Raw genomic sequence first — 21,942 nt, 5'->3', positions numbered from 1 at the left:
AGGAACTCCTGGTCTGCGGGGCTCAGTCGAGCGAGACGACGACGGACTTGACCTTGGTGTAGGCGGCGAGGGACTCCGGGCCGTACTCGCGGCCGAAGCCGGAGGCCTTGACGCCGCCGAAGGGGACCGCGGGGTCGAGCATCGCCCAGTCGTTGACCCAGACGATCCCGGCCTGCAGGCGCGCGGCGACCCGGTGCGCGCGGGCCAGGCTGCCGGTCTGGATGCCCGAAGCCAGGCCGTACGGCGTGGAGTTGGCGAGGGCGACGGCCTCGTCCTCGGAGTCGAAGGGCTGCACGGTGAGGACCGGGCCGAAGATCTCGTCCTGGATCACCCGGGAGTCGTTGGGCAGGTCGGCGACGACGGTCGGCCGGTAGTAGAACCCGCCGTCCAGGTCGAGGCGTTCGCCGCCGCAGACGATGCGGGCACCTTCCTTGCGGGCGAGTTCGACGTACTCCTCGACCTTGCGCAGGTGCTTCTCCCCCGCCATCGGGCCGACCACGGTGGCCGGGTCGCGCGGGTCGCCGACCGGGACGCCGGGGACGGCCTCGGCGAGGATGCCGAGCAGGGTGGCGTAGACCGGGCGGGCGACCAGGAGCCGGGGGCCGCCCATGCAGAACTGGCCGGTGTTGAAGACGAAGGCCTTGATGACCGCGCCGACGGCCTTCTCCAGGTCGGCGTCCTCGAAGACCAGGTGGGCCGCGTTGCCGCCGAGTTCCATGGTGACCGGCTTGAGCGCCTCCCCGGCCGTGCTCGCCACGTGCCGCCCGATGGCGGTGGAGCCGGTGAAGGCGACCTTGTCGACGCCCGGGTGGCGCAGCAGCGCCTCGCCCGCGACCGGCCCGGCGCCGGTGACGACGTTCACGACACCGTCCGGAACCCCCGCCTGCTGGAACAGGCGTGCCATGTAAAGAGCGCTGAGCGGGGTCTCGTCCGCGGGCTTGTGGACGACCGTGTTGCCGGCGGCGAGGGCCGGGCCGATCTTCGAACCGGCCAGGATGAGGGGGAAGTTGAACGGGGTGATGGCGGCGACCACGCCGATCGGCTCGCGCCGGGTGTAGGCGAGGGCGTTGAGCGGGATGTCGCGGACGGCGCCGTCCAGGGAGTGGGCGAGGGCCGCGAAGTGCTCGTAGTCGTTGGCCGCGTTGGTGACGTCGACGGCTCCGGCGAGCGTGATGGGCTTGCCGACGTCCAGGCTCTCCAGGGCGGCTATCTCCTCGGCGTTCTCCCGGATCAGCTCGGCGACGCGGTGCAGCACCCGGCCGCGCTCCCGGCCGCTGAGTCCGGACCAGTCCCCCGCGTCGAAGGTCTCGCGGGCGGCGCGCACGGCGGCGTCGACGTCGGCGGCCCCGGCCTCCGCGACGGTGGTGACCACCTGGCCGGTGGCCGGGTCGGTCACCTCCGTCCGGGCCCCGTCGGCGGCCTCCCGCCACTGGCCGCCGATGAACAGCTGCCCCGGTCCGTTCTCGAAGGTGGTCGTCATTGCCCACTCCCCAGCGTCGATGGCGCGGCCGGCGCGGAGCACCTTGGCCGCCAAGTTTTCAACAAACAGGATTCCTGTTGGTAGAGCATCTGGTCCGCAGTCTGATTACAGACAGGATTCCTGTCAATGGGCTAGGGTGAACGCATGGTCGGTACAAAGACAGGCCCCTCGCTGCTGTACATGGTCAAGCAGGTGGAGCTGGTGGTGCGCTCCCATCTCGACGAGCTGGTGAAGCCCGCCGGGATCACCGCGCTGCAGTACACGGCCCTGACCGTCCTGGAGCGCCACGACGGCCTGTCGGCGGCCCAGCTGGCCCGGGACTCGTTCGTCACCGCCCAGTCGATGGCCGACCTCGTACGGTCCCTGGAGACGCGCGGGCTCATCCGACGGGAGCGCAATCCGCGCAACCGGCGGGAGCTGCTGATCCTGCTGACCGACGCCGCGCGCGAGCTGCTCGCCGGGGTCGCCGGGCCGGTGCGGGAGCTGGAGGAGCGGATGGTCCGCGAGCTCACCGCGCATCAGGAGGAGCAGTTCCGCCAGGCGCTGAGCAAGGCGTGGCACGCGCTGTCCTAGCCGTGCGTCAGGGCTCTCACGTGCCCGTTCCCCGACTGTCGCGCACGCCACAGAAAATGGCGAGCCGAAGCAGCAGACATATGTCAATCGAACATGCTCAAATTCCCTCCATCGAGGGTAACTTGCAAGGCGGGGAACGGAATTGAACCGGCAGGGGTGGGAGGTGATGTCGCCGTGCGCCAGGACTCCCGGCAGGATCCCGCGCCGCTCTCCCGGCACCTGCGCGTCCACCAGGATCGCGGCCACACGGTGCTGGAGCTGCGGGGCGAGATCGACATCGCGGCGGCGACGGAGATCATGCCCTACCTGGACCGGGTGACCGCCCGGGAGAACGCCCGGGTGGTGATCGACCTGCTGCACGTCGAGTTCTTCGACTGCTCGGGGCTGCGGCTGCTCTACCGCGCGCGCAGCAGGGTGCTGGAGCGCGGCGGACAGCTCCAGCTGGTCTGCGCGCACCCGCTGACCCTGCGCGTGCTGAAGGTGACCGGCCTGTCGCGGCTGCTGCCGCCCAGGGCGACGCTGGACGCGGCCCTGGGGCAGCCCGAGGCCACGTCCGGCACCTTATGACACCGTTGCCACCCTGCTCGCTCCCGGATCGGCTAGGTGATGATCCTCGTCACCTGACCCGCGCCGACGGTCCGCCCGCCCTCGCGGATCGCGAACTTCAGGCCCTCCTCCATCGCGATCGGCTGGATCAGCTGGACGTGCATCGTGGTGTTGTCGCCCGGCATCACCATCTCGGAGCCCGGGGGCAGGGTGACCACCCCGGTCACGTCGGTGGTGCGGAAGTAGAACTGGGGGCGGTAGTTCTCGAAGAACGGGGTGTGCCGGCCGCCCTCGTCCTTGGAGAGGATGTAGGCGCGGGCCTCGAACTCCGTGTGCGGGGTGACCGTTCCGGGTTTGATGACGACCTGGCCGCGCTCGACGTCGTCCCGTTTCACCCCGCGCAGCAGCAGTCCGACGTTCTCCCCGGCCCGGCCCTCGTCGAGCAGCTTGCGGAACATCTCGACGCCGGTGACCGTGGTCCGCGTCTTCTGCGGGTGGATGCCGATGATCTCGACCTCGCTGTTGACCCGCAGCACGCCGCGCTCGATCCGGCCGGTGACGACGGTCCCCCGGCCGGTGATGGTGAAGACGTCCTCGATCGGCATCAGGAACGGCCGGTCCACGTCCCGCACCGGCTCGGGCACGAACTCGTCGACGGCGTCGAGGAGTTCGAGCAGCGCCGCGGTCCACCGGGGGTCACCCTCCAGGGCCCTGAGCGCGGAGACCTGGACCACCGGGATGTCGTCGCCGGGGAACTCGTACTCGGTGAGCAGTTCGCGCACCTCCAGCTCCACCAGTTCCAGGATCTCCTCGTCGTCGACCATGTCGGTCTTGTTGAGCGCGACGACGATGTACGGCACGCCCACCTGGCGGGCCAGCAGCACGTGTTCCTTGGTCTGCGGCATCGGCCCGTCGGTGGCGGCGACCACCAGGATCGCCCCGTCCATCTGGGCGGCCCCGGTGATCATGTTCTTGATGTAGTCGGCGTGGCCGGGACAGTCGACATGCGCGTAGTGCCGGCGCTCCGTCTGGTACTCGACGTGCGCGATGGAGATGGTGATGCCGCGCTGCCGCTCCTCGGGTGCCTTGTCGATCTGGTCGAACGGGGTGAAGGGGTTGAGCTGGGGGAACTTGTCGTGCAGCACCTTGGTGATCGCCGCGGTGAGTGTGGTCTTGCCGTGGTCGATGTGCCCGATGGTGCCGATGTTCACATGTGGTTTCGTCCGCTCGAACCTGGCCTTCGCCACTGGGGGCCTCCTGATCGCGTCGGTGCCGCCGAGCGCGGTTCAGCGCTACAACTCCTCCTTCCTGTCTAAAGGTTGCGCGGCTCGTCGAACAGGGCGCTCACGGACTCACCGTTGTGAATACGGCGTACGGCCTCCGCCAGCGCCGGGGCGATGGACAGGATCCGCAGCTTGTCGGTGTGCTCCTCGGCGGGCACCGGCACGGTGTTGGTGCAGACGATCTCCAGCACGTCGGGCTGCTCGCTCAGCCGCTTGAGCGCCCCGGCCGCGAACAGCCCGTGGGTACAGGCTATCCGGATCGACCGGGGCGGCCCCAACTCCCTTAGCCGTTCAAGGAGTTCGATGACCGTGCTGCCCTTGGCGATCTCGTCGTCGAGCACGATGACGTCCCGGTCGGCCACCTCGCCGATCACCGAGCTGATGGTGACCCGGTCGTCCGGATACCGCTGCTTGGCGCCGGCCGCCACCTGGGCGCCGATCAGCCGGGCGAAGGCGGCGGCCTCCTTGGCGTTGCCGAGGTCGGGCGAGACGACGGTGGTGCGCGACAGGTCGTACCGCCGGAAGTGCGCCGCCAGCTCGCGCAGCGCGTGCAGGTGGTCGACCGGCACCGAGAAGAAGCCGTGCACCTGCGGGGCGTGCAGGGTCATGGCGAGGACCCGGCTCGCGCCGGCGGCCACCAGCAGGTCGGCGACGAGGCGGCCGCCGAGCGAGATGCGCGGGGCGTCCTTCTTGTCGGAGCGGGCGTAGGAGTAGTGCGGCATGACGACGGTGATCCGGCCGGCGGAGGCGCCCCGGGCCGCGTCGCACATCAGCAGCAGCTCCACCAGGTGCTCCTGCACCGGCCGGACCAGGGGCTGGATCAGGAAGACGTCCCGCTCCCGGCAGTTGGCCTGGAGCTGAACCTCCAGGCAGTCGTTGGCGAACCGGCTGACCCGGGTCGGGCTGAGCGGCACCCCGAGGTGCGCGCAGACCTCCTCGGACAGCTGGGGGTGGGCGCTGCCGCTGAAGACGGCGATGTCTCGCACGATCCGCTCCTCGCATGATCAATACGGGCTACGGGCTCATGCTACGGACCGGGCGGCTCTCACCACGGCACGGGTGTGCCGTCAAAGGAGAAGAACCCGCCGGTGGGCCCGTCGTCGGGCAGCAGCGCCAGCCGTACGGCACCCCGCGCGCCCTCGGCCGGATCGCCGCCCCCGACGGCGGCACCGGGCACCAGGTCGGTGGCGCGCCGCCCGGGGGCGAGGGCGTTCACCTTGATCCCGTCCCCGGCCAGCTCCTGGGCGTACAGGACGGTCAGCGCGTTCAGCGCGGCCTTGGCGGAGCGGTAGGCGGCGGACCTGGGGACACCCTCGGTGAACTGCGGATTCGGTCCGGTACTCCAGGCGAGGGACGCGGTGCCGCTGGAGACGTTCACGACGCGCGGGCGGGCGGAGCGGCGCAGGGCCGACAGGAAGGCGTTGGTGACCGCGATGACGCCGAAGACGTTGGTCTCGTAGGTCTGCCGGAAGCCCTCGACGCCGGTTTCAGACGGGGTGCCGGTCACCGGCTGGACGCCCGCGTTGTTGACCAGGACGTCGAGGCGGTCGACGGAGGCGGCGGCCCGCTCGATGCTGCCGGGGCACCGGGGCATCGCACCAAGGTCCTCGACCATCCGGAGCTGGGACGCCTGCGGCTGAACTGCGACGTCCTGCTGGTGCCGGAGGACGACCAGGAGGTCGTCCTCGTCACCGCGGATCCGGGTTCGGCGTCGGCGCGCCGGATCGCGGAACTGGCCGCCCGGGCCTGACCGTTCCCCCGGACGGAGAAGCTGCGAAGATCGCGCTGAGGCATCGCATGTATCAGTCCCGCCTCAGCTGTCTCAATCCGCCGACAACACGGTCTGACAAGGCTTTTGGCGGGCATTCGTGTCGTTGGAAAGGAGGACCGTCACATGGCGAGTTCCACCAAGGAGAGCAAGGCGAGCTCCACGCAGGAGGCTCCCGTCACGGCCCGGCCCCGGCGCATGCCCGGCTGGGCGAAACTGGTCACCGGGTTGGTGCTGGTGCTCGTGGTGCTGTTCGCCGGCATCAAACTGGCGGTGCTGCCGGGGATCAAGGACCTGTTCGGCACGGAGACCCGCGACAACACCGGCCCGGCGCTGCTCAAGTCCATCCAGGACATGAGCCGTTACGACGCGGCCTCCGGCAACTTCCAGGTCGTCGTGGACCTGGAGAAGGACGCCAAGTACCTGCCCAGCGCGATCCGCGGCACCCGCACCCTGTACGTCGGCGCGGGCACCGTCGACTCCTATGTCGACCTCGGCAGGATCGCCCAGAAGGACGTGACGGTCAACGACGACCGGACCGAGGCCACCATCCGGCTGCCGCACGCGCAGCTGGGCAAGGCCACCCTCGACGCCGACCACTCGTACGCCGTCTCCAAGCAGCGCGGTCTGCTCGACCGGATCGGCGACCTGTTCTCGGACAACCCGAACAGCGAGCAGGCGGTGCAGAAGCTGGCGGTGAAGCACATCTCGGCCGCGGCCAAGGACAGCGGGCTGACCACCCGCGCCGAGACCAACACCACCGACATGCTGGAGGGCCTGCTGCACTCCCTCGGCTTCACGGAGGTGCACGTGTCCTACGGGACGGTCTGATCGACACCGGGTGACAGCCCGGCAGGACCCCGGTCGCTCCCCGGTGGAGGGCGACCGGGGTCCGCTGCCTTCCCGTCGCCCGACCTGTCGGGCGCGGGTGTCGGCAAAGAGGTCGGCATCTCCCGGCGCTCGGCGGGTAACAGCGTTACCACGCCGCCGAATTGACGAGTGGAGGACCTCATGGCCAGCGCCGCCTCGCGCCCGCGCACCGCCAAGGGCGACCCGAACGAGGGGACGAAGAAGGACGAGGGCACCGGCCGGGGCGCCGGGCTGTTCACCAAGGCCGCACGCCTGGTCAAGGCCCGCCCCACCGCGCCCGGGTCCACCGCGAAGAAGGGAGGCGCCACAAAGCCCGCAGGCGCCGTCAGGAAGAGCGCCGCCAAGAAGGGCACCGCCGGCAAGGCGACCGGCCCCGGAAAGGCTCCCGGCAAGGCCGCGGCCAAAGCCTCCACCAAGCCCTCCACCAAGCCCACCGCCAAGCCCGGCGGTGTCGAGCGCCGGCCGCTGCCGCTCCCGCTGCGGCTGCTGGCCATGACGTGCGCCTTCGTCGCCATGGTGGCGTTCGCCGTCGTACTGGCCCAGCTGACGCTCGACCCGTCCCCCGCGTCGGTGTCGATCGCCCACACCAATCTGCACCCCGGCGCCACTCTCAGGATCTATCTGGACCAGCCCGCGTTCCGTGACGCCGTGAAACAGATCGGCGGGAACGTCCTGCTCGGCGTCCCCTTCGGGATCCTCGTGCCGGTCCTCGCGCCCGGCGCCCGGGGCGTCCTGCGGGTGCTGCTGCTCACCGCGATCGTGATGCTGCTGGTGGAGATGGCGCAGGGCGCGCTGGTCGCCGGCCGGGCGTTCGACGTGGACGACGTCATCCTCAACACCACGGGGGCGCTGGTCGGTTGGCTGCTGCTGGGCCGGCGGCTGGGCCGCGCGGTGCACGCCCGCAAGCGCAAGGTGTGACAGCCGGAAGGGCGGCCGGAACCAGCCATCAGATCGTCCTGTACTGGTCCGTACCAAAGTATTGACGCGTCCCTTATCTCACTCCTTAAGTCAAGAGGCATCGCCCTTACCCCCCACCCCGGCCGGACGCCTCCCCGCGCCCGGCCGCCGTACGGAAGGGAGCGCCATGGCCTCCCCACGACTGCTCCGCAGATGTCTCTTCGCCGCCCTGTCCGCCGCGCTGGTCGGGTCCGTCGCGTTCGGTCCCGCACACCGGGCCGAGGCCGCCGGCGCGAGCGCGGACGCCGTCACCTTCTCCGACACCTTCGACGGGGCCGCCGGTTCGGCGGTCAACTCCTCGAAGTGGACGCTGGAGACCGGTGACAACGTCAACAACCACGAGCGGGAGTACTACACCTCCGGCACCAACAACGCGGCCCTCGACGGCCAGGGTCACCTGGTCATCACGGCCAAGAAGGAGAACCCCGCCAACTACCAGTGCTGGTACGGCACCTGCCAGTACACCTCGGCCCGGATGAACACCTCCGGGAAGTTCAGCGCGCAGTACGGACACGTCGAGGCCCGGATGAAGATCCCGCGCGGGCAGGGCATGTGGCCGGCGTTCTGGATGCTCGGCACGGACATCGGGTCGGTCGGCTGGCCGAACTCCGGTGAGATCGACGTCATGGAGAACGTCGGCTACGAGCCCTCCACCATCCACGGCACCATCCACGGCCCCGGCTACTCCGGCTCCAACGGGATAGGCGCCGCCTACTCGCTGTCGAACGGGCAGGCCTTCGCGGACGCCTTCCACACGTTCGCCGTCGACTGGGCGCCCAACTCGATCAAGTGGTCGGTCGACGGCGTGGTCTACCAGACGCGCACCCCCGCCGACGTGGGCAGCAACACCTGGGCCTTCAACAAGCCGTTCTTCCTGATCCTCAACCTGGCCGTGGGCGGCGACTGGCCGGGCGACCCGAACAGCTCGACCGTCTTCCCGGCGCAGCTGGTCGTGGACTCCGTGTCGGTGACCACCAGTGACAGCGCGACCGGGGTCGCGATCAAGGGCCTGGCCGGCAAGTGCGTGGACGTGGCCGGGGCGAACACCGCCAACGGCACGCCCGTCGACCTCTACGACTGCAACGGCACCGCCGCGCAGCAGTGGACGGTCGGCAGCGACGGCACCGTCCGCGCCCTGGGCAAGTGCCTGGACGTCACCGGTGGCGGCACGGCGGACGGCACGACGGTCCAGCTCTACGACTGCAACGGCACCGCCGCCCAGAAGTGGGCCGTCTCGTCGGCGAACGACATCGTGAACCCACAGGCGAACAAGTGCCTGGACGTCACGGGCAACAACTCGGCCAACGGCACCCGGCTGCAGATCTGGACCTGCACGGGCGGCGCCAACCAGAAGTGGACGGTCGGCTGAGCACAGGGCGTGCCGCGGGCTAGCGGCGCGCCGGGCGGGGCGTCCAGGTGAACTTGTCCCCGCCCACCCAGCAGACCACGTTCGGGTCGTCCAGGTCGTGGACCTTGATGCCGTAGGACGCGGCGACCTCCAGCACATCCGTGACGGTGCGCGCCTGGCAGACCACCTCACCGTCGATCTCCACGATGCGGAAGGGCGGGGTGCCGGGCTTGCCGGGCATGACCCCGAGCACCAGGATCCGTGGCTGGGAGATGAACGGGCTCGCTATCTCGGTCATGCAATCGAGGGTAGATCCGTCCGGGCGGAAGTGACCGGTTTGAGTCGCTCGGCCCGGCCGTCCGAGGGGCCGTCGGCCGGGGATTTGCCCGGACGTTTGCACACACTTGGGGATGAGGTGACGCGCATCACTCACAGGCTCGGAACACCCCGAGGTAGTTGTCCGTTGAACCAGCCGTGGGTGCGGATGGGACAGTGTCCCCGGGCCTCACCATTCGCCCACAGGGACGATCGTTCGGCTGAAGCCCTGTGGAGCACTTCGCCGAGAGGCGACCGCCATCCGTGCCCACCATCTGGCCGCCCCGGCCGCGAATCCCCCGTCGCGACCGGGGCTTTCCGCTGTTCGGGACCGTTCGCGACCGCTCTCGACCGCTCGGGACGGTCAGGGAGGTCCGCTTGACTTCGAGAGCACTCCATTTCGTAGCGTTCGAGTCATGAGCGCTACGACACCTCAGCACAAGATCGGTTCCGGTTTCGGCGCGGGCAGCACGGCCGACGAGGTCCTGGCGGGCCTCGACCTCGGCGGCCGGCTCGCGATCGTCACCGGCGGCTACTCCGGGCTGGGCCTGGAGACCACCAGGGCCCTCACCGGGGCGGGCGCCCGCGTCGTCGTCCCCGCACGGCGCGTCGAGGCCGCCCGCGAGGCGCTGGCAGGCCTCGACGGGGTCGAGGTGGACGAGCTGGACCTCGGCGACCTGGAGAGCGTGCGCGGCTTCGCCGAGCGGTTCCTGGCCTCCGGCCGGACCGTCGACTTCATGATCGACAGCGCGGGGATCATGGCCTGCCCGGAGACCCGGGTCGGGCCCGGCTGGGAGGCCCAGTTCGCCACCAACCACCTCGGTCACTTCGCCCTGGTCAACCGGCTCTGGCCGGCCGTCGAGCCCGGCGGCGCGCGGGTCGTGTCGGTCTCCTCGCGTGCCCACCACTTCTCCGGGATGCGCTGGGACGACGTCCAGCGGCGGCACGGCTACGACAAGTGGGAGGCGTACGGCCAGGCCAAGACGGCGAACGTGCTGTTCGCCGTGCACCTCGACCGGCTCGGCCGGGACTCCGGCGTACGGGCCCTCGCGCTGCACCCAGGCGGCATCATGACCCCGCTGCAGCGGCACATCCCCCTCGCGGAGAAGATCGAGCGCGGCTGGGCGGACGAGCAGGGGAACCTGCTGGAGGTCGCGGGCCTGAAGACGCCGGAGCAGGGTGCGGCCACCCAGACCTGGGCGGCCACCTCCCCGCAGCTGGACGGCATGGGCGGGGTGTACCTGGAGGACTGCGACATCGCCGAGCCCGCCGCGGAGGGCGAGCCGACCGGGGTGAAGGCCTGGGCGGTCGACCCGGAGCAGGCCGCCCGGCTGTGGGACCTGTCGGCGGAGCTGACGGGCGTCGACGCGTTCGCCTGAGCCGTGCTCAGGCCGACGGCTCGTCGGGCACCGGGTCCTCGGGGTGCACCGCCCCCGAGCGCGGTGCTCCCCGGGGGCCCGCGCCGGCCTCGTCGGGGTCGGGGAGGTCCTCGTCGCGGTCCTGCGGCGGGCGGATCTCCGCCGCCTCCCAGGGGTCCCGGCCGGACCCGGCCTGCTGGTCCGGCAGGTCCCTGGGGACCGGCTTGCCGCCCTGCTTCTCGTCCACGGCACACTCCCCTCGCGTCGTTCCGAGCGTCAGGCGAGTACCTCGCCCGCACGCGGCGAAACACGCGGGTCAGCGCGGGCTGCGCTCCTCCAGGGCCCTGCGCCACGCGGGGAGCCGGTCCTCGGTCGCCGGTTCCGCGCGGCGGCCGCCGCGGCTGAAGAAGTCGGCGAGGGGCAGGATCGCGGCGCCGACGGTGACCGCGTCCGGGCCCAGCCGGCCGAGGTCGATGGTGACCTGCTCGGCGGGGTGGCGCAGCGCGTAGGTGGTCGCATACCGGCGTACAGCGGGCAGGAACCGGGCGCCGAGCTGTAGCCCGGCCCAGCCGCCGATCAGGATCCGCTCGGGCTGGAAGAGGTTGATCAGGTCGGAGAGGCCGGCGCCCAGGTACTCGGCGGTCTCCTCCAGGACGGCGAGCGCGACCGGGTCGGGCTCGCTGCCCTCGGGCGGGTAGGCGGCGGCGAGCATCGCGGTGAGCGCGGTCTCCTCGTCGAGGCCCTCGGCCGGGCGGCCGCCCTCCTCGCGCCAGCGGGCGAGCAGCGACTCGGCACCGGCGTACGCCTCCAGGCAGCCGAGCGCGCCGCAACGGCAGCGGCGGCCCCGTACCCGTACGGTGAGATGTCCCCATTCGACGGCCCGGCCGTGCTCCACCTCGGCGGAGACCAGGCAGGCGCCGACGCCGGAGCCGAACAGCACCACGACCGCGTTGTCCGCGCCGCGCCCGGCGCCGAACCACATCTCGGCCTGGCCGAGGGTCTTGGCGCCGTTGTCGATGAAGTACCGCACGGAGTCCGGGAGCCGGCAGCCGGAGCGGAGGAGCTCCTCCAGGGGGACGGCGTCCCAGCCGATGGTCTGGCCGTGCACGACGGCACCCCGGTCCTCGGTGTGCTCGATGATGCCGGGGACGCCGACACCGACGCCGAGCAGCAGCTCGGGCGAACCTCCGTCGATGGCCAGGACCTCGTCGATACCGTCCCGGATGTGGCCGACGATCACCTCGACGTCGTAGCCCTGCTGCTCCAACGGCCGCTCGACACGGGCCAGTTCGGTCAGGTTGAGGTCGAACAGCTCGACCCGGACCCGGGTCTCGCCGACGTCCACGCCGATCATGTGACCGCTGTGCGGGGCGACACGCAGCAGGGTGCGGGGGCGGCCGCCGTCGGAGTCGACGCTGCCGGCCTCCTCGACCAGGCCGTCGGCGACCAGGTCCGCGACCACGTTGCTCACCGATCCGGAGCTCAGGCCCGTCGCCGGGCCCAGCTCGAAGCGGCTCAGGGGGCCGTCGAAGTAGAGCCGCTGCAGTACGGCCGTGCGGTTGGCCCTCCTGAGGTCGCGTACCGTGCGCCCGTTCCGCCCCGCCATGTGGCTCCGCTCCCTTCACGAACCCTGCCCGACCTGCAACATACTCCTTCGGGGGGCCGGAAGCGATATTTTCCCAACCCTTAGTTCACGCTGTGAGCTAAGGAGGGGTTGATACCGGGTCGCGCCATCGGGGTGGGGACGCACCCGGGCGAACGGCTCGTCGTGGTTGCTCGCGCCCACGCGGCGGAGCCGCATACCAGTACAGCCCCGCGCCCCTGACGGGGCGCTGCAGGCGGCGGCGTCAATCAGCTCGACGCGTATACATCCTCCACAAAACGGCCGTCCGCCACCAGGGAGTTCAGCCATTCGTCGGGATTTCCCTCGGGGACGCGGTCACGGAACATCGTGCGGAACGCCTCCCGTACGCCTGGTGCCATGCGGGCGCCGTCGCCGCACACGTACACCCGGGCGCCCGCGGTCAGCAGCTCCCACACCTCGTCGGCCTCGGCCGCGATGCGGTGCTGGACGAAGGTGCCCGCGGTGCTGAAGGCGGGGCGGAGGGAGACCGCGCCAGCCTTCTCGGCGGCTCGCAGCTCCTCGGCGTGCAGGTAGTCGGCGTCGGCTGCGTCGCATCCGAAGTAGCAGAGGGCGGGCGGGAGTTCGGCGCCTGCCGCGAGCGCTGCCGTGCGGTCGGCGACGGCGCCCCGGAAGGGGGCCAGGCCGGTGCCGGCGGCGATCATGACGACCGGTGCGGTGCCGTCGATGCGGAAGGCCTCCCGGCAGGGCTGGACACGGGCGTGGACCGTGTCGCCGGGACGCAGGGCGGTCAGGTGGCCGGAGCCGGTGCCCCGGTAGATGCGGGGTCAGCTCGTGACGGCGATGAGCACTCCGACCCCCAGGAAGACCAGCGCGCCGAGAGTCAGGAGCACCACCGGCCCCACGACGTGCCGCCACATGCGCACCCGGGCGACCTGCGGGTTCTGGGCCAGGTAGACGACCTCCACCTGCCGTCCCGTCGCGAGCCCCATGCCGGACCCCTGGACCCGCGGCGAGAACTCCACCCGGTAGCCCAGGCGGTCCGTGAAGGCGATGACCGGGACCCATTTCGGCCCGTCGCTGTCGGTGGTGCGCACGTTGTCCACGACGAGTCCCCGGGCGTGCACCCCGTGCCGCCGCAACCGGTGCACCACCCTGCCCTCGTGCGCCGCGGCCACGAACAGCCCCAGGCCGGCCACCGTGCACAGCACCGCGCCGATGTTCAATGTCCCAACCCTTCTGCCCTGCCCGACCGTTCGGCACCTCGGGTGCAGAAGACGCGTCGGCCCGGCGTTCGGTTTCCGGGGCCGCGCCCCGGCTCCGCCGGCACTTCGGGGACGCTCCGTAATCAACTCTGGTCAACCAGCCACTAGCGCGCGCGAGCGATCTGTGGACAATACGTTCGACGTGACACGCGAGTGGGAACAGGCCAAGGGATGCAACACGTACGGAAGTGGGCCGAGGGACTGTCGGGACTGCTGCGGCGGCATCGGGACCCGGTGGTCGTCCAGACGCTGCGGTCGGCCACCGCGGCCACGATCGCCTACGTCCTCGCGCTCCATCTGAGCCCGGAACCGGCGCCGCTCACCGCACCGCTGACCGCGCTGCTGGTCGTCCAGGTGACCCTGTACGCCACCCTGACCAACGGCTTCCGCCGGGTCAACTCGGTGGTGGCCGGCGTGCTGGTCGCCATCGCCTTCAGCCAGCTGGTGGGGCTGACCTGGTGGAGTCTCGCCCTGCTGATCGTGGCCTCACTGGCGGTGGGGCATCTGGTCCGCGTCGACGAGTACATCCCCGAGGTGGCGATCAGCGCCATGCTGGTGCTCGGGGTCACCACCATCAGCAGCACCGCGTGGGCGCGGATCGTGGAGACCCTGATCGGCGCGGTCGTCGGCATGGGCTGCAACCTCCTGCTCCCGCCCCCGGTGTGGGTGGACGAGGCCGGCGAGTCGATCGAGGGCCTGGCCCGCCGGCTGCGGCAGCTCATGCTGCGGATGGGCGAGGAGGCGGCGGAGGTCATGCCCTGGCAGCAGGCCGCCGCCCGGCTGCACGAGGCCCGCCGCCTGGACCACGCCATCGTCGAGGTGGACGCGGCGCTGCGGCAGGCGGAGGACAGCCTGCGGCTCAATCCGCGGGTCAGGGAGGGCCTGCTGCACCGGGTGGTGCTGCGCACCGGCCTGGACACGCTGGAGATCTGCACGGTCGTGCTGCGGGTGCTGGCCCGGACATTCACCGACCTGGCCAAGGCCCGCGAACCCGAACCGTTGTTCGCACCGGACGCGGGCGCGGCCGTCGAGCAGCTGCTGTCCCAGATCGCCGACGCCGTGGTCAGCTTCGCGGTACTGGTGACCACCAGCATCAGCGAGAGCGCCGAGTCGGCCGAGGCCCGGCTCGCCGCCGAGCTGCACACGGCTCGCGGCACCCGCGACAAGCTCGCCGATCTGCTCCAGCAGGAGATCCGCCGCGACGACCGGAACTGGCAGCTGCTCGGCGCCGTCCTGACCGAGGTCAACCGGCTCCTCGACGAGCTGGACACCGAGCACCGCACGCGCCGTCTGCTGGAGGAGCTGGACCGGGTCTCCGGCGAACAGCGCGCCAGGCTGCCCCGGCTGACCTGGCTGCGGGAGCGGGTGGGCGTACCGGAGCGGCTGCGGCGGAACCGGGCCGGTGGTGCGGTGCGTTCTCCCTCCGGGACGGGGAAAGGGGAACGCCGATGACGGACGCGGCGGTACGGATCGACGGGAACACACTGCGGCTGCCGGGCGGGGTGGCGGTGCGGTTCGTGCGCACGCTGCGGCTGCCGGAGACGGGCACGCATCCGCTGCCGCCGGGGCTGGGCGAGTTCCCGGTCCGGCGAGTGGGCGACTACCCGGACACGGTTCCGGCCGAGTGGCGGGCGCGGGGCGGGGTGATGCTGCCGGTGTACCTGCGCGAGGCGATGTGGCTGAGCTTCGCGGGCACGACGGAGCCGGCCGCGCTCCAGGTCGGCGTCGGCAAGGTGTGCGCGGTGTCCGGCGAGCCGTGGCGCGACCGGCTGTCCCGGAAGCCGCAGAACTACCTGGTCCTCCCCCGGCAGCCGTGGCTGGACGGCATCAACTCCGGAAAGGGCACGGTCCGCCAGTTCGTGGCAGTGCCGCTCGGGCTGGGTGCGACGGTGGAGGGGCAGGTCACCGGCGAGGAGGTGTGGGGCGGGGTGCAGTTGGAGTCCTTCGGGCTCAAGGACGAGCCGCTGGCGCAGTGGCGCCGCCGGCAGCGGCTGCGGCAGTTGCAGCGGCGCACGGCGGAACCGCTGGGCGGCGGCTACGGCGCGGCCCTGCCGATGATGGCCGCCGCACCGGCCGCACCCGGCGCGGCCCCGCCGGCCAGGTCGGCCGGGATGGGCCTCGGAGTCGGCGGCTCGATGCGCCAGGAGGTGTACGAGGACGACCGACCGCTGGGCGACTGGGCCGAGGCCCCGGCCGGGCGCGTCTTCGTGCACCTGGTCACGCCCCCGCAGTGGCACCGCATCACGGGCGAGGCGCCCCCGCCGTCGCCGGTGGACCGGGCGGCGTACACCCGCGCGAGGCTGCCCTGGTACGACTACTACGACCAGGACGCCCGGGATCTCGCCCCCACGGACGCCCTGGAGTCGGTCAAGCCGGTCGGCGACTGGCTCGGCGACGACCTGGAGCCGTGGCAGCAGCCGTCCCCGGGGCAGGTGGTCCCCCTGAAGGACGCGGCGGGCGAACCGGTGGAGGACGGCGACTGATAGCAAGCGCCATTGCACTGGATGCAACAGGCGTTGCTTTTCTTGCGCTGCCCCCTCGCTCCACGTCAAGGTGTGTCAGGTCCGGGGTGATTCACGACCTGAGGTGCGTGGCATGGGCAGTGGTACGGAAGGGACGCGCGGCGGCTGGAGCAGGCGCCGGTTCGTCGGTGCGCTGGCGGGCGCGGCCGCGGTGGTCGCGGTCCCGGCCCCGGCGGCACCGCCCTCGGCGGCACCGTCCGCGGAGCGGTCGGCCCCGGCGGCGCGCCCGGCTGCCACCACCCCGGCGAAGACCCCCTCGGCTCCCCGCCCGCTCTACCTCGGCACGTACACCTCCGTGGACGGCGGCGGCACCGGCATCGGCCTCGCCACCTACGACCCGGCGACCGGCCGGATCACCGGCACCGGCACGATCACGGGGGTCGCCGACCCGTCGTACCTGGCCGTCCACCCGGACGTCCGCACGCTGTACGCGGTGAACGAGCGTGCGGACGGGAGCGTGACCGCCGTACGCCTGGCGGACCGCAGGATCCTGGGCAGCCGGAGCACGGGCGGGGCGGGCCCCTGTCACCTCTCGGTCCATCCCACCGGCCGCTGGCTGCTGAGCGCCGACTACAGCTCGGGCACCGTGGCCGTGCACCCGATCGACGCCACCGGCGCCCTCGGCGAGCGCACGGCCCTGGTGACGCACTCCAGTCCGGCGCCCGGGCCCGGCCAGCAGGGCCCGCACGCCCACCAGTTCATCACCAGCCCGGACGGCGGCCACGTCCTCGCCGTGGACCTGGGCACCGACACGGTCTACAGCTACCGCCTCGATCCCGCGCGGGGCACGCTCACCGAGGTCGCCCAGGCGCACACGAAGCCGGGGGCGGGCCCGCGCCATCTGACCTTCCACCCCGGCGGACGCCACGCGTACCTGGCCGACGAGGTGGGCGACACGGTCGCGGTCTGCGCCTACGACCCGGCCACCGGCCGGCTGACGATCGGCGCGCCGCAGTCCTCCGGCAGCACGGCCGGCACCACCAACTACCCGGCCCAGTTCCTGGTCACCGCGGACGGCTCCTACGCCTATCTGGCCAACCGGGGCGACAACACGCTCGCACGGTACGCGATCGAGGCCGACGGGGCCCGGCTGCGGCTGCTGGACACGGTGCCGGTGCACGGGGACTTCCCCCGTCAGATCGCCTTCTCCCCGGACGGCCGGCTGCTGTTCGCGGCGAACCAGCGGTCCGGCACCGTGAGCGTCTTCACCGTCGCCCCGGACAGTGGTGAACTCCGGCTCGCCGGCGAGCCGTTCGCGTCACCGGTCGCCGTCTGCGCGCTGCCGCTGTAGCGTCCGCGGGCAGGAGGCGGCGGCGCTCGCCTGGGCCAGCAGCACGTGCATGCGCTCGGTGAGCTGGGCGATGTCGTCGGCGGGCGCGTGGAAGGCGAGCCGTACGTCGCCGTGGGCGCGGGTGCGTTCGATGCGCAGGGTCAGTCCGTGCCGGTCCACGGCGAGGGGCTGAACGCGGGTCGCGGCGTGCAGGCTCTCGGGTTCGACGAGCCGGGTGAGCCGCTCGACGGCGTCCGGGTGGGAGTCGGCCAGGTGGGTCAGGAGTTTGGCCTCGGCGCCGGCCAGCGGGTCCGGTTGCGCGACGGCGAACTCGTCGAGATCGACGACCACCGCGCCGGAGGGCCGGCGCAGCACCACCCGGGTGGGGTGGAAGACGAGGTGCTCGTCGACGGGGGCGAACCAGCCGGCCATCCAGAGCCGGGCCCGGATCCGGCCCCGCACCGGGACGGGCGCCACGTCGGCGAACTCCAGCACCGCGGACGGCTCACCGCGCGGGGCGCAGATCGCGGCCGTGAGCAGGGCGCTGTCCTCGGGCACGTGCAGCAGCACCCGGCCGTCGTCGGCGACGGCGTGCGCGCCGACGTACTCCTCGCGTCCGCCGTCCGCGGTCACCATGCACGACCACGCGACGGCCAGCAGGGACCGGGCCTGCTCCGCCGCACCGGGTCCGGCCGCCCAGGCTGCCTGTTCGTCACCCATCCCGCATCCTCCTTAGGTAAGGCTCACCTAACTTATCGAAGATCGGGGAGTACGCCAAGTACGGAGCGCGTCACACAGGTGAAGAACAGGGTGAGCAAAGCAGCCGGGGCGGTCAGGAGATGACGCCCAGCAGGGCCCGCGCGCACAGGTCCCGCACCTGTTCCCGCGTCAGTTCCTCGGTGCGCAGCCACTCCAGGCAGACGTGGGTGGTGAAGGCGAGCCAGCCGCGCACCGCGAGCCTGGTGTCGGGGCGCTCCCCGAGGGCGGGGCCGAACTCGGGGTCGGCGGCGAGGGTGGCGAGGATCTGGCGCTCCTGGGCGGCCTGGGCCTGCCGGTAGACGCGGCGCACGGCCTGGTCGCCGGAGGCCTCCGCGCGATGGAAGGCCCGGAAGCCGTGCGCATGGGTGTGGACGTAGTCGAGGTAGATGTCGAGGCCCGCGGTGAGCTGTTCACGGGCGGGCACCCCGGGCTCGGCCGCCGTCATCCGCAGCATCCGCTCGCTCTCCCGCTCCACGACCGCCGCGAAGAAATCACGTTTCGTCGGAAAATAGTGGTACAGCAGACCTCGGGAGACACCCGCGATCTCCGCGACCTGCTCGATCCACACCTCGTCGTACGGGCTCTCGGAGAAGAGCCTGGCCCCGACCGAGAGGAGCTGCTCACGGCGGGCCGTGGTGCTGAGCCTGCGGCGGCTGCGCTCACCCTGGTTCGGGACCATGTCCGCACTTTACTTGACGTGGGTTCAACAACGGGACGAGACTGAAACCGGCCTATTGAACCCACGTACAACTAGATCGACGTGCCGCAGCATCGAGGGAGATCGCGTCATGGCGGAGACGGTCACGCAGCCTGGGACGGGGCCGGACGGCCCGCTGCCGAAGGGGTTCCGGGGCGCCGAGCAGGGCTGGCCGGAGCTGCACCGCATCCCGCACCCGCCGCGCCGGCTGCCGCTCCTCGGCGACGTCCTGGGCGTCGACCGGCGCACCCCGCTCCAGGACTCGATGCGGATCGGCGGGCAGCTGGGCCCGATCTTCCGGCGCAGGGCGTTCGGCAACGAGTTCGTGTTCGTGTGGGGTGCCGAACTGGCCGCCGACATGGCCGACGAGTCACGGTTCGCCAAGCATGTGGGCCTCGGGGTCGCCAATCTGCGCCCGGTCGCCGGGGACGGCCTGTTCACGGCGTACAACCACGAGCCGAACTGGCAGCTGGCGCACGACGTCCTGGCCCCGGGCTTCAGCCGGGAGGCCATGGAGGGCTACCACGCGATGATGCTGGCGGTGGCCGGGCGGCTGACCGACCACTGGGACCGCGAACTGGCCGCCGACCGCTGGGTGGACGTGCCCGGCGACATGACCAAGCTGACCCTGGAGACGATCGCCCGCACCGGGTTCGGGCACGACTTCGGCTCGTTCGAGCGGGACCGGCCGCATCCCTTCGTGACCTCGATGATCGGCACGCTCACCTATGCGCAGCGGCTGAACAGCGTGCCCGGGCCGCTGGCCCCGCTGATGCTGCGGCAGGCCTCCCGGCGCAACGCGGCCGACATCGACCACCTCAACCGCACGGTCGACGACCTCGTCGCCGAGCGGCGCAGGACCGGCCGCGGGGACGGCGACCTGCTCGACCGGATGCTGGAGACGGCCCATCCGGAGACCGGCGAACGGCTGTCCGCCGAGAACGTGCGACGGCAGGTGATCACCTTCCTGGTGGCCGGCCACGAGACCACCTCGGGCGCGCTCTCCTTCGCCCTGCACTACCTCGCCCTGCACCCGGAGATCGCCGCCCGGGCGGCCGCCGAGGTGGACCGCGTCTGGGGCGACACACCCGCGCCGGGCTACGACCAGGTGGCAAAGCTCCGTTATGTCCGCCGGGTCCTTGACGAGTCGCTGCGGCTGTGGCCGACGGCGCCCGCCTTCGCCCGCGAGGCCCGTGAGGACACCGTGCTGGCCGGGCGGTACCCGATGCGGCGGGGCGCCTGGGCGCTGGTGCTGACCCCGATGCTGCACCGGGACCCCGAGGTGTGGGGACCGGACGCCGAGAGCTTCGACCCGGACCGGTTCGACGCGAAGGCGGCCCGCGGCCGGGCCCCGCACACCTTCAAGCCGTTCGGCACCGGCGCGCGCGCCTGCATCGGCCGCCAGTTCGCGCTGCACGAGGCCACCCTGGTCCTCGGCCTGCTGCTGCGCCGCTACGGCCTCGGGGCCGACCCGGACTACCGGCTGCGGGTGACCGAGCGGCTCACGCTGATGCCGGACGGCCTGCGGCTGCGGCTGCAGCGCCGCACCCCCGCCCCGGCGCCGGTGACCGTGCCGGAGGCGCCCGCGTCAGGGAGCGGCGGGGGCTGTCCAGTGCACGGGACGGGCGACTGACGCCGGCAGCCGGGTGCCGGCACTGCCCCGGGCCGCGTCGACCTGCGGCTGGGTCAGGAAGATCGCGCCGGTCAGGTCCGCGTCGGTGAGGTCGGCGGCCCGCAGGTCGGCGCCGATCAGGTCGGTGTACCGCAGGTCGGCGCCGGTGAGGTCGGCGGCGATCAGGCAGGCCCCGCGCAGGCTCACCCCGCGCAGGCCGGCGTTCCTGAGGCGGGCGCCGACCAGGTCCGCGCCCCGGCGGTCCTTCTTCCGGCCGCGGACTCCGGCGCGGGCCAGCTCGCTGGTGCGCAGCAGCAGGACGTTGACCTTCTCCCGGTGCGCGGCGACGTCCAGGGCGGCGAGTTCCCCGGGCGTCCCCCGGGTGAGTTCCTCGGTGTCCTCGAGGAGCCTGCCCAGTTCGGTGCGGACCGGGCGGGCGGCGGGCAGGTCCAGCGCCTCGGTGAGGTAGCGGAGCAGTTCGTGCAGCTGCCGTACGACCGGGAAGGTCTCGAACATCCGGCGGGCGTGCTCCGGGGAGCCGGTGCGCCAGTCCTGCCCGCCGAAGATCACCTGCGAGACCTGCTGGCCGGCGCCGAAGCAGTCGTAGACCGTGCAGCCGCCGAACCCCTTCTGCCGCAGCTCGGCGTGGATGCCGCAGCGGTGGTCGCCGCGGAGGTTGCCGCAGGGCTTTCCGGCGGGCTTGTCGACCGCGAAGTCCGCCGAGGCGGTGAACGGCAGGGCTACACAGCACAGCCCGAAACAGCGCGCGCAGTCGCCGCTCAGCCGGGCCCGTTCGGATATCTGTTCTGGCACCCGGTCAGCCTACTGACCGGCGAGGACCTCCTCGTCCGCATTTCTCAGCCGGGCCGCGTCCGCCCCCGGCGGCCGGCCGAACTGCCGCCGGTACTCGCGGCTGAACTGCGAGGCGCTGTCGTAGCCGACCGCGTACCCCACGTCGGCCACGTCGTCGGTGCTGCTCATCAGGCGCAGCCGGGCCTCCTGGAGACGGATGTGCTTCTGGTACTGGATCGGGGTCATCGCGGTGACCGCCCGGAAGTACCGGTGGAACGGCGAGGCGCTCATCCCGGCGAGCCGTGCGAGGTCCTCGATGCGCAGCGGGTCGGGGTAGTGCTCACGGATGAAGCGGACGGCCCGGCCGATCTGGGTGAGCCGGCTGTCGGCGAGCCCGATCTGCCGGACGAGCGCGCCCTGCTCGCCGGTGATCAGCCGCCACAGGATCTCCCGCTCGATCATCGGAGCGAGCACCGGGATGTCGGCGGGCCGGTCGAGCAGCCGCACCATCCGGAGGGCGGCGTCGACCAGGTCGGCGGGCGCGTCGCCGACCGCGAGCGCGGGCAGGTCGGTGCGGCGGCGCACACCGCCCGCGTGCGGGTCGGTTCCGGTCTCCAGGAGCAGCGCGGCGATGCGCGCGGGGCGCAGCCGGAAGCCGAACCCCAGGAACGGCGTCTCGCTGGTGGCCCGGGTGCACTGCCCGCTGACCGGCAGGTCGACCGAGACGACCAGGTACTGGCCGACCTCGTAGTCGTAGATCCGGCCGCCCAGCGTCAGCCGTTTGGCGCCCTGGGCGACCAGGGCGAGGACGGGGTCCACGATGCCCGAGCGCGGCCCGGTGGGCCGTTCGGCACGGGTCAGCATGAGGCCGTCGATCGCGGGGACGGCGTCGGCGTCGCGCGGGGCGTGCCGGTCGATCAGGGAGCGCAGTTCGTCGAGGGACAC

Annotated in this window: 21 protein-coding genes and 3 pseudogenes; 11 read left to right on the top strand and 13 right to left on the bottom strand. The window is 72.0% G+C overall.

The features are described from left to right. Window positions 1–22: 22 nt before the first annotated feature. Window positions 23–1,480: an aldehyde dehydrogenase family protein gene (locus ABZ887_RS21295; protein ID WP_361291657.1), complete on the bottom strand. Its 1,458-nt coding sequence runs from the start codon at window positions 1,478–1,480 to the stop codon at window positions 23–25. 144 nt (window positions 1,481–1,624) lie between these two features. On the opposite strand from ABZ887_RS21295, the gene ABZ887_RS21290 reads away from it, so the two are divergent. Together ABZ887_RS21290 and ABZ887_RS21285 are read left to right on the top strand one after the other, a co-directional pair. Continuing rightward, a complete protein-coding gene (locus ABZ887_RS21290) occupies window positions 1,625–2,053 on the top strand; it encodes a MarR family transcriptional regulator (protein WP_089103412.1) in 429 nt (142 codons plus the stop codon). Between the two features lie 174 nt (window positions 2,054–2,227). Beyond that, the gene (locus ABZ887_RS21285) at window positions 2,228–2,620 is read left to right on the top strand and encodes an anti-sigma factor antagonist (RefSeq protein ID WP_361291654.1); all 393 of its coding nucleotides are present in this window, start codon (window positions 2,228–2,230) and stop codon (window positions 2,618–2,620) included. Between the two features lie 32 nt (window positions 2,621–2,652). On the opposite strand, the gene tuf is transcribed toward ABZ887_RS21285, so the two are convergent. From tuf to ABZ887_RS21270, 3 genes and pseudogenes are all read right to left on the bottom strand, one after another. Continuing rightward, complete coding sequence (gene tuf / locus ABZ887_RS21280) at window positions 2,653–3,846, bottom strand: elongation factor Tu (protein WP_361291652.1); 1,194 nt, start codon at window positions 3,844–3,846, stop codon at window positions 2,653–2,655. A gap of 65 nt (window positions 3,847–3,911) precedes the next feature. Next, the gene (locus ABZ887_RS21275; protein WP_361291650.1) at window positions 3,912–4,868 is read right to left on the bottom strand and encodes a ribose-phosphate pyrophosphokinase; all 957 of its coding nucleotides are present in this window, start codon (window positions 4,866–4,868) and stop codon (window positions 3,912–3,914) included. A 59-nt stretch (window positions 4,869–4,927) separates the two neighbouring features. After that, window positions 4,928–5,455: pseudogene (locus ABZ887_RS21270) on the bottom strand (SDR family NAD(P)-dependent oxidoreductase); the annotation flags it as partial. Between the two features lie 9 nt (window positions 5,456–5,464). Here ABZ887_RS21270 and ABZ887_RS21265 point away from each other — a divergent pair. The 4 genes and pseudogenes from ABZ887_RS21265 to ABZ887_RS21250 form a co-directional block, all read left to right on the top strand. Further along, window positions 5,465–5,632, top strand: a pseudogene (locus ABZ887_RS21265) (transcriptional regulator); the annotation flags it as partial. A gap of 216 nt (window positions 5,633–5,848) precedes the next feature. Next, the gene (locus ABZ887_RS21260; protein ID WP_361291939.1) at window positions 5,849–6,481 is read left to right on the top strand and encodes a DUF4230 domain-containing protein; all 633 of its coding nucleotides are present in this window, start codon (window positions 5,849–5,851) and stop codon (window positions 6,479–6,481) included. Window positions 6,482–6,751: 270 nt separating this feature from the next. Then, complete coding sequence (locus ABZ887_RS21255; protein ID WP_361291937.1) at window positions 6,752–7,438, top strand: VanZ family protein; 687 nt, start codon at window positions 6,752–6,754, stop codon at window positions 7,436–7,438. Between the two features lie 166 nt (window positions 7,439–7,604). After that, on the top strand, window positions 7,605–8,846 hold the full coding sequence (locus ABZ887_RS21250; protein WP_361291648.1) for a family 16 glycosylhydrolase: 1,242 nt from the start codon (window positions 7,605–7,607) through the stop codon (window positions 8,844–8,846). A 19-nt stretch (window positions 8,847–8,865) separates the two neighbouring features. Here the strand turns inward: ABZ887_RS21250 and ABZ887_RS21245 are convergent, their stop codons facing one another. Continuing rightward, window positions 8,866–9,123: a hypothetical protein gene (locus tag ABZ887_RS21245; protein WP_361291646.1), complete on the bottom strand. Its 258-nt coding sequence runs from the start codon at window positions 9,121–9,123 to the stop codon at window positions 8,866–8,868. 433 nt (window positions 9,124–9,556) lie between these two features. Here ABZ887_RS21245 and ABZ887_RS21240 point away from each other — a divergent pair, with 433 nt between their 5' ends. Then, window positions 9,557–10,519, top strand: a complete 963-nt coding sequence (locus ABZ887_RS21240; RefSeq protein WP_361291644.1) for an SDR family NAD(P)-dependent oxidoreductase — start codon at window positions 9,557–9,559, stop codon at window positions 10,517–10,519. A 7-nt stretch (window positions 10,520–10,526) separates the two neighbouring features. Here ABZ887_RS21240 and ABZ887_RS21235 read toward each other — a convergent pair whose 3' ends face one another. From ABZ887_RS21235 to ABZ887_RS21220, 4 genes and pseudogenes are all read right to left on the bottom strand, one after another. After that, window positions 10,527–10,745: a hypothetical protein gene (locus ABZ887_RS21235; RefSeq protein ID WP_361291642.1), complete on the bottom strand. Its 219-nt coding sequence runs from the start codon at window positions 10,743–10,745 to the stop codon at window positions 10,527–10,529. 69 nt (window positions 10,746–10,814) lie between these two features. Further along, on the bottom strand, window positions 10,815–12,104 hold the full coding sequence (locus tag ABZ887_RS21230) for an ROK family transcriptional regulator (protein ID WP_361291640.1): 1,290 nt from the start codon (window positions 12,102–12,104) through the stop codon (window positions 10,815–10,817). Between the two features lie 245 nt (window positions 12,105–12,349). Beyond that, a pseudogene (locus ABZ887_RS21225) lies at window positions 12,350–12,898 on the bottom strand (reductase); the annotation flags it as partial. A gap of 9 nt (window positions 12,899–12,907) precedes the next feature. Next, complete coding sequence (locus ABZ887_RS21220; protein WP_361291638.1) at window positions 12,908–13,306, bottom strand: DUF3592 domain-containing protein; 399 nt, start codon at window positions 13,304–13,306, stop codon at window positions 12,908–12,910. A gap of 210 nt (window positions 13,307–13,516) precedes the next feature. Between ABZ887_RS21220 and ABZ887_RS21215 the strand changes: the two genes are divergently transcribed. From ABZ887_RS21215 to ABZ887_RS21205, 3 genes are all read left to right on the top strand, one after another. Then, entirely contained in the window at window positions 13,517–14,797 is a 1,281-nt protein-coding gene (locus ABZ887_RS21215; RefSeq protein ID WP_361291636.1) for an FUSC family protein, read from the top strand. Next, window positions 14,794–15,828: a hypothetical protein gene (locus ABZ887_RS21210; RefSeq protein ID WP_361291634.1), complete on the top strand. Its 1,035-nt coding sequence runs from the start codon at window positions 14,794–14,796 to the stop codon at window positions 15,826–15,828. The genes ABZ887_RS21215 and ABZ887_RS21210 overlap by 4 nt, the downstream gene beginning before the upstream one ends. Window positions 15,829–15,940: 112 nt before the next feature. Then, complete coding sequence (locus ABZ887_RS21205; protein ID WP_361291632.1) at window positions 15,941–17,158, top strand: lactonase family protein; 1,218 nt, start codon at window positions 15,941–15,943, stop codon at window positions 17,156–17,158. Here ABZ887_RS21205 and ABZ887_RS21200 read toward each other — a convergent pair. Together ABZ887_RS21200 and ABZ887_RS21195 are read right to left on the bottom strand one after the other, a co-directional pair. Continuing rightward, window positions 17,126–17,857 carry a DUF2470 domain-containing protein gene (locus ABZ887_RS21200; RefSeq protein ID WP_361291630.1) on the bottom strand — a complete coding sequence of 244 codons (732 nt, stop codon included), beginning with the start codon at window positions 17,855–17,857 and terminating at the stop codon, window positions 17,126–17,128. The two genes, ABZ887_RS21205 and ABZ887_RS21200, sit on opposite strands and share 33 nt — an antisense overlap. Before the next feature lie 112 nt (window positions 17,858–17,969). Further along, complete coding sequence (locus ABZ887_RS21195; RefSeq protein ID WP_361291627.1) at window positions 17,970–18,575, bottom strand: TetR/AcrR family transcriptional regulator; 606 nt, start codon at window positions 18,573–18,575, stop codon at window positions 17,970–17,972. Window positions 18,576–18,684: 109 nt separating this feature from the next. Between ABZ887_RS21195 and ABZ887_RS21190 the strand changes: the two genes are divergently transcribed. After that, the gene (locus tag ABZ887_RS21190; protein ID WP_361291625.1) at window positions 18,685–20,226 is read left to right on the top strand and encodes a cytochrome P450; all 1,542 of its coding nucleotides are present in this window, start codon (window positions 18,685–18,687) and stop codon (window positions 20,224–20,226) included. Here ABZ887_RS21190 and ABZ887_RS21185 read toward each other — a convergent pair. Together ABZ887_RS21185 and ABZ887_RS21180 are read right to left on the bottom strand one after the other, a co-directional pair. Continuing rightward, window positions 20,182–21,018, bottom strand: coding sequence for a pentapeptide repeat-containing protein (locus ABZ887_RS21185; protein ID WP_361291623.1), 837 nt, complete (start codon window positions 21,016–21,018; stop codon window positions 20,182–20,184). The genes ABZ887_RS21190 and ABZ887_RS21185 overlap by 45 nt on opposite strands. Before the next feature lie 9 nt (window positions 21,019–21,027). Beyond that, on the bottom strand, window positions 21,028–21,942 hold the full coding sequence (locus tag ABZ887_RS21180) for an AraC family transcriptional regulator (RefSeq protein WP_361291621.1): 915 nt from the start codon (window positions 21,940–21,942) through the stop codon (window positions 21,028–21,030).

The organism is Streptomyces sp. NPDC047061 (assembly GCF_040643955.1).
In the GTDB taxonomy this organism is placed as follows: domain Bacteria; phylum Actinomycetota; class Actinomycetes; order Streptomycetales; family Streptomycetaceae; genus Streptomyces.
The sequence above is the reverse complement of the archived record's forward strand: the minus strand, read 5'-3'. Positions and strand labels throughout refer to the sequence as shown.

What these genes read in the sequence shown, in the direction of transcription:
- ABZ887_RS21240 (WP_361291644.1), top strand. Translation starts at nt 9,557, where the DNA reads ATGAGCGCTACGACACCTCAGCACAAGATCGGTTCCGGTTTCGGCGCG.
- ABZ887_RS21260 (WP_361291939.1), top strand. Translation starts at nt 5,849, where the DNA reads ATGCCCGGCTGGGCGAAACTGGTCACCGGGTTGGTGCTGGTGCTCGTG.
- ABZ887_RS21215 (WP_361291636.1), top strand. Translation starts at nt 13,517, where the DNA reads ATGCAACACGTACGGAAGTGGGCCGAGGGACTGTCGGGACTGCTGCGG.
- ABZ887_RS21245 (WP_361291646.1), bottom strand. Translation starts at nt 9,123, where the DNA reads ATGACCGAGATAGCGAGCCCGTTCATCTCCCAGCCACGGATCCTGGTG.
- ABZ887_RS21200 (WP_361291630.1), bottom strand. Translation starts at nt 17,857, where the DNA reads ATGGGTGACGAACAGGCAGCCTGGGCGGCCGGACCCGGTGCGGCGGAG.
- ABZ887_RS21230 (WP_361291640.1), bottom strand. Translation starts at nt 12,104, where the DNA reads ATGGCGGGGCGGAACGGGCGCACGGTACGCGACCTCAGGAGGGCCAAC.
- ABZ887_RS21250 (WP_361291648.1), top strand. Translation starts at nt 7,605, where the DNA reads ATGGCCTCCCCACGACTGCTCCGCAGATGTCTCTTCGCCGCCCTGTCC.
- ABZ887_RS21210 (WP_361291634.1), top strand. Translation starts at nt 14,794, where the DNA reads ATGACGGACGCGGCGGTACGGATCGACGGGAACACACTGCGGCTGCCG.
- ABZ887_RS21195 (WP_361291627.1), bottom strand. Translation starts at nt 18,575, where the DNA reads ATGGTCCCGAACCAGGGTGAGCGCAGCCGCCGCAGGCTCAGCACCACG.
- ABZ887_RS21205 (WP_361291632.1), top strand. Translation starts at nt 15,941, where the DNA reads ATGGGCAGTGGTACGGAAGGGACGCGCGGCGGCTGGAGCAGGCGCCGG.
- ABZ887_RS21290 (WP_089103412.1), top strand. Translation starts at nt 1,625, where the DNA reads ATGGTCGGTACAAAGACAGGCCCCTCGCTGCTGTACATGGTCAAGCAG.
- ABZ887_RS21295 (WP_361291657.1), bottom strand. Translation starts at nt 1,480, where the DNA reads ATGACGACCACCTTCGAGAACGGACCGGGGCAGCTGTTCATCGGCGGC.
- ABZ887_RS21190 (WP_361291625.1), top strand. Translation starts at nt 18,685, where the DNA reads ATGGCGGAGACGGTCACGCAGCCTGGGACGGGGCCGGACGGCCCGCTG.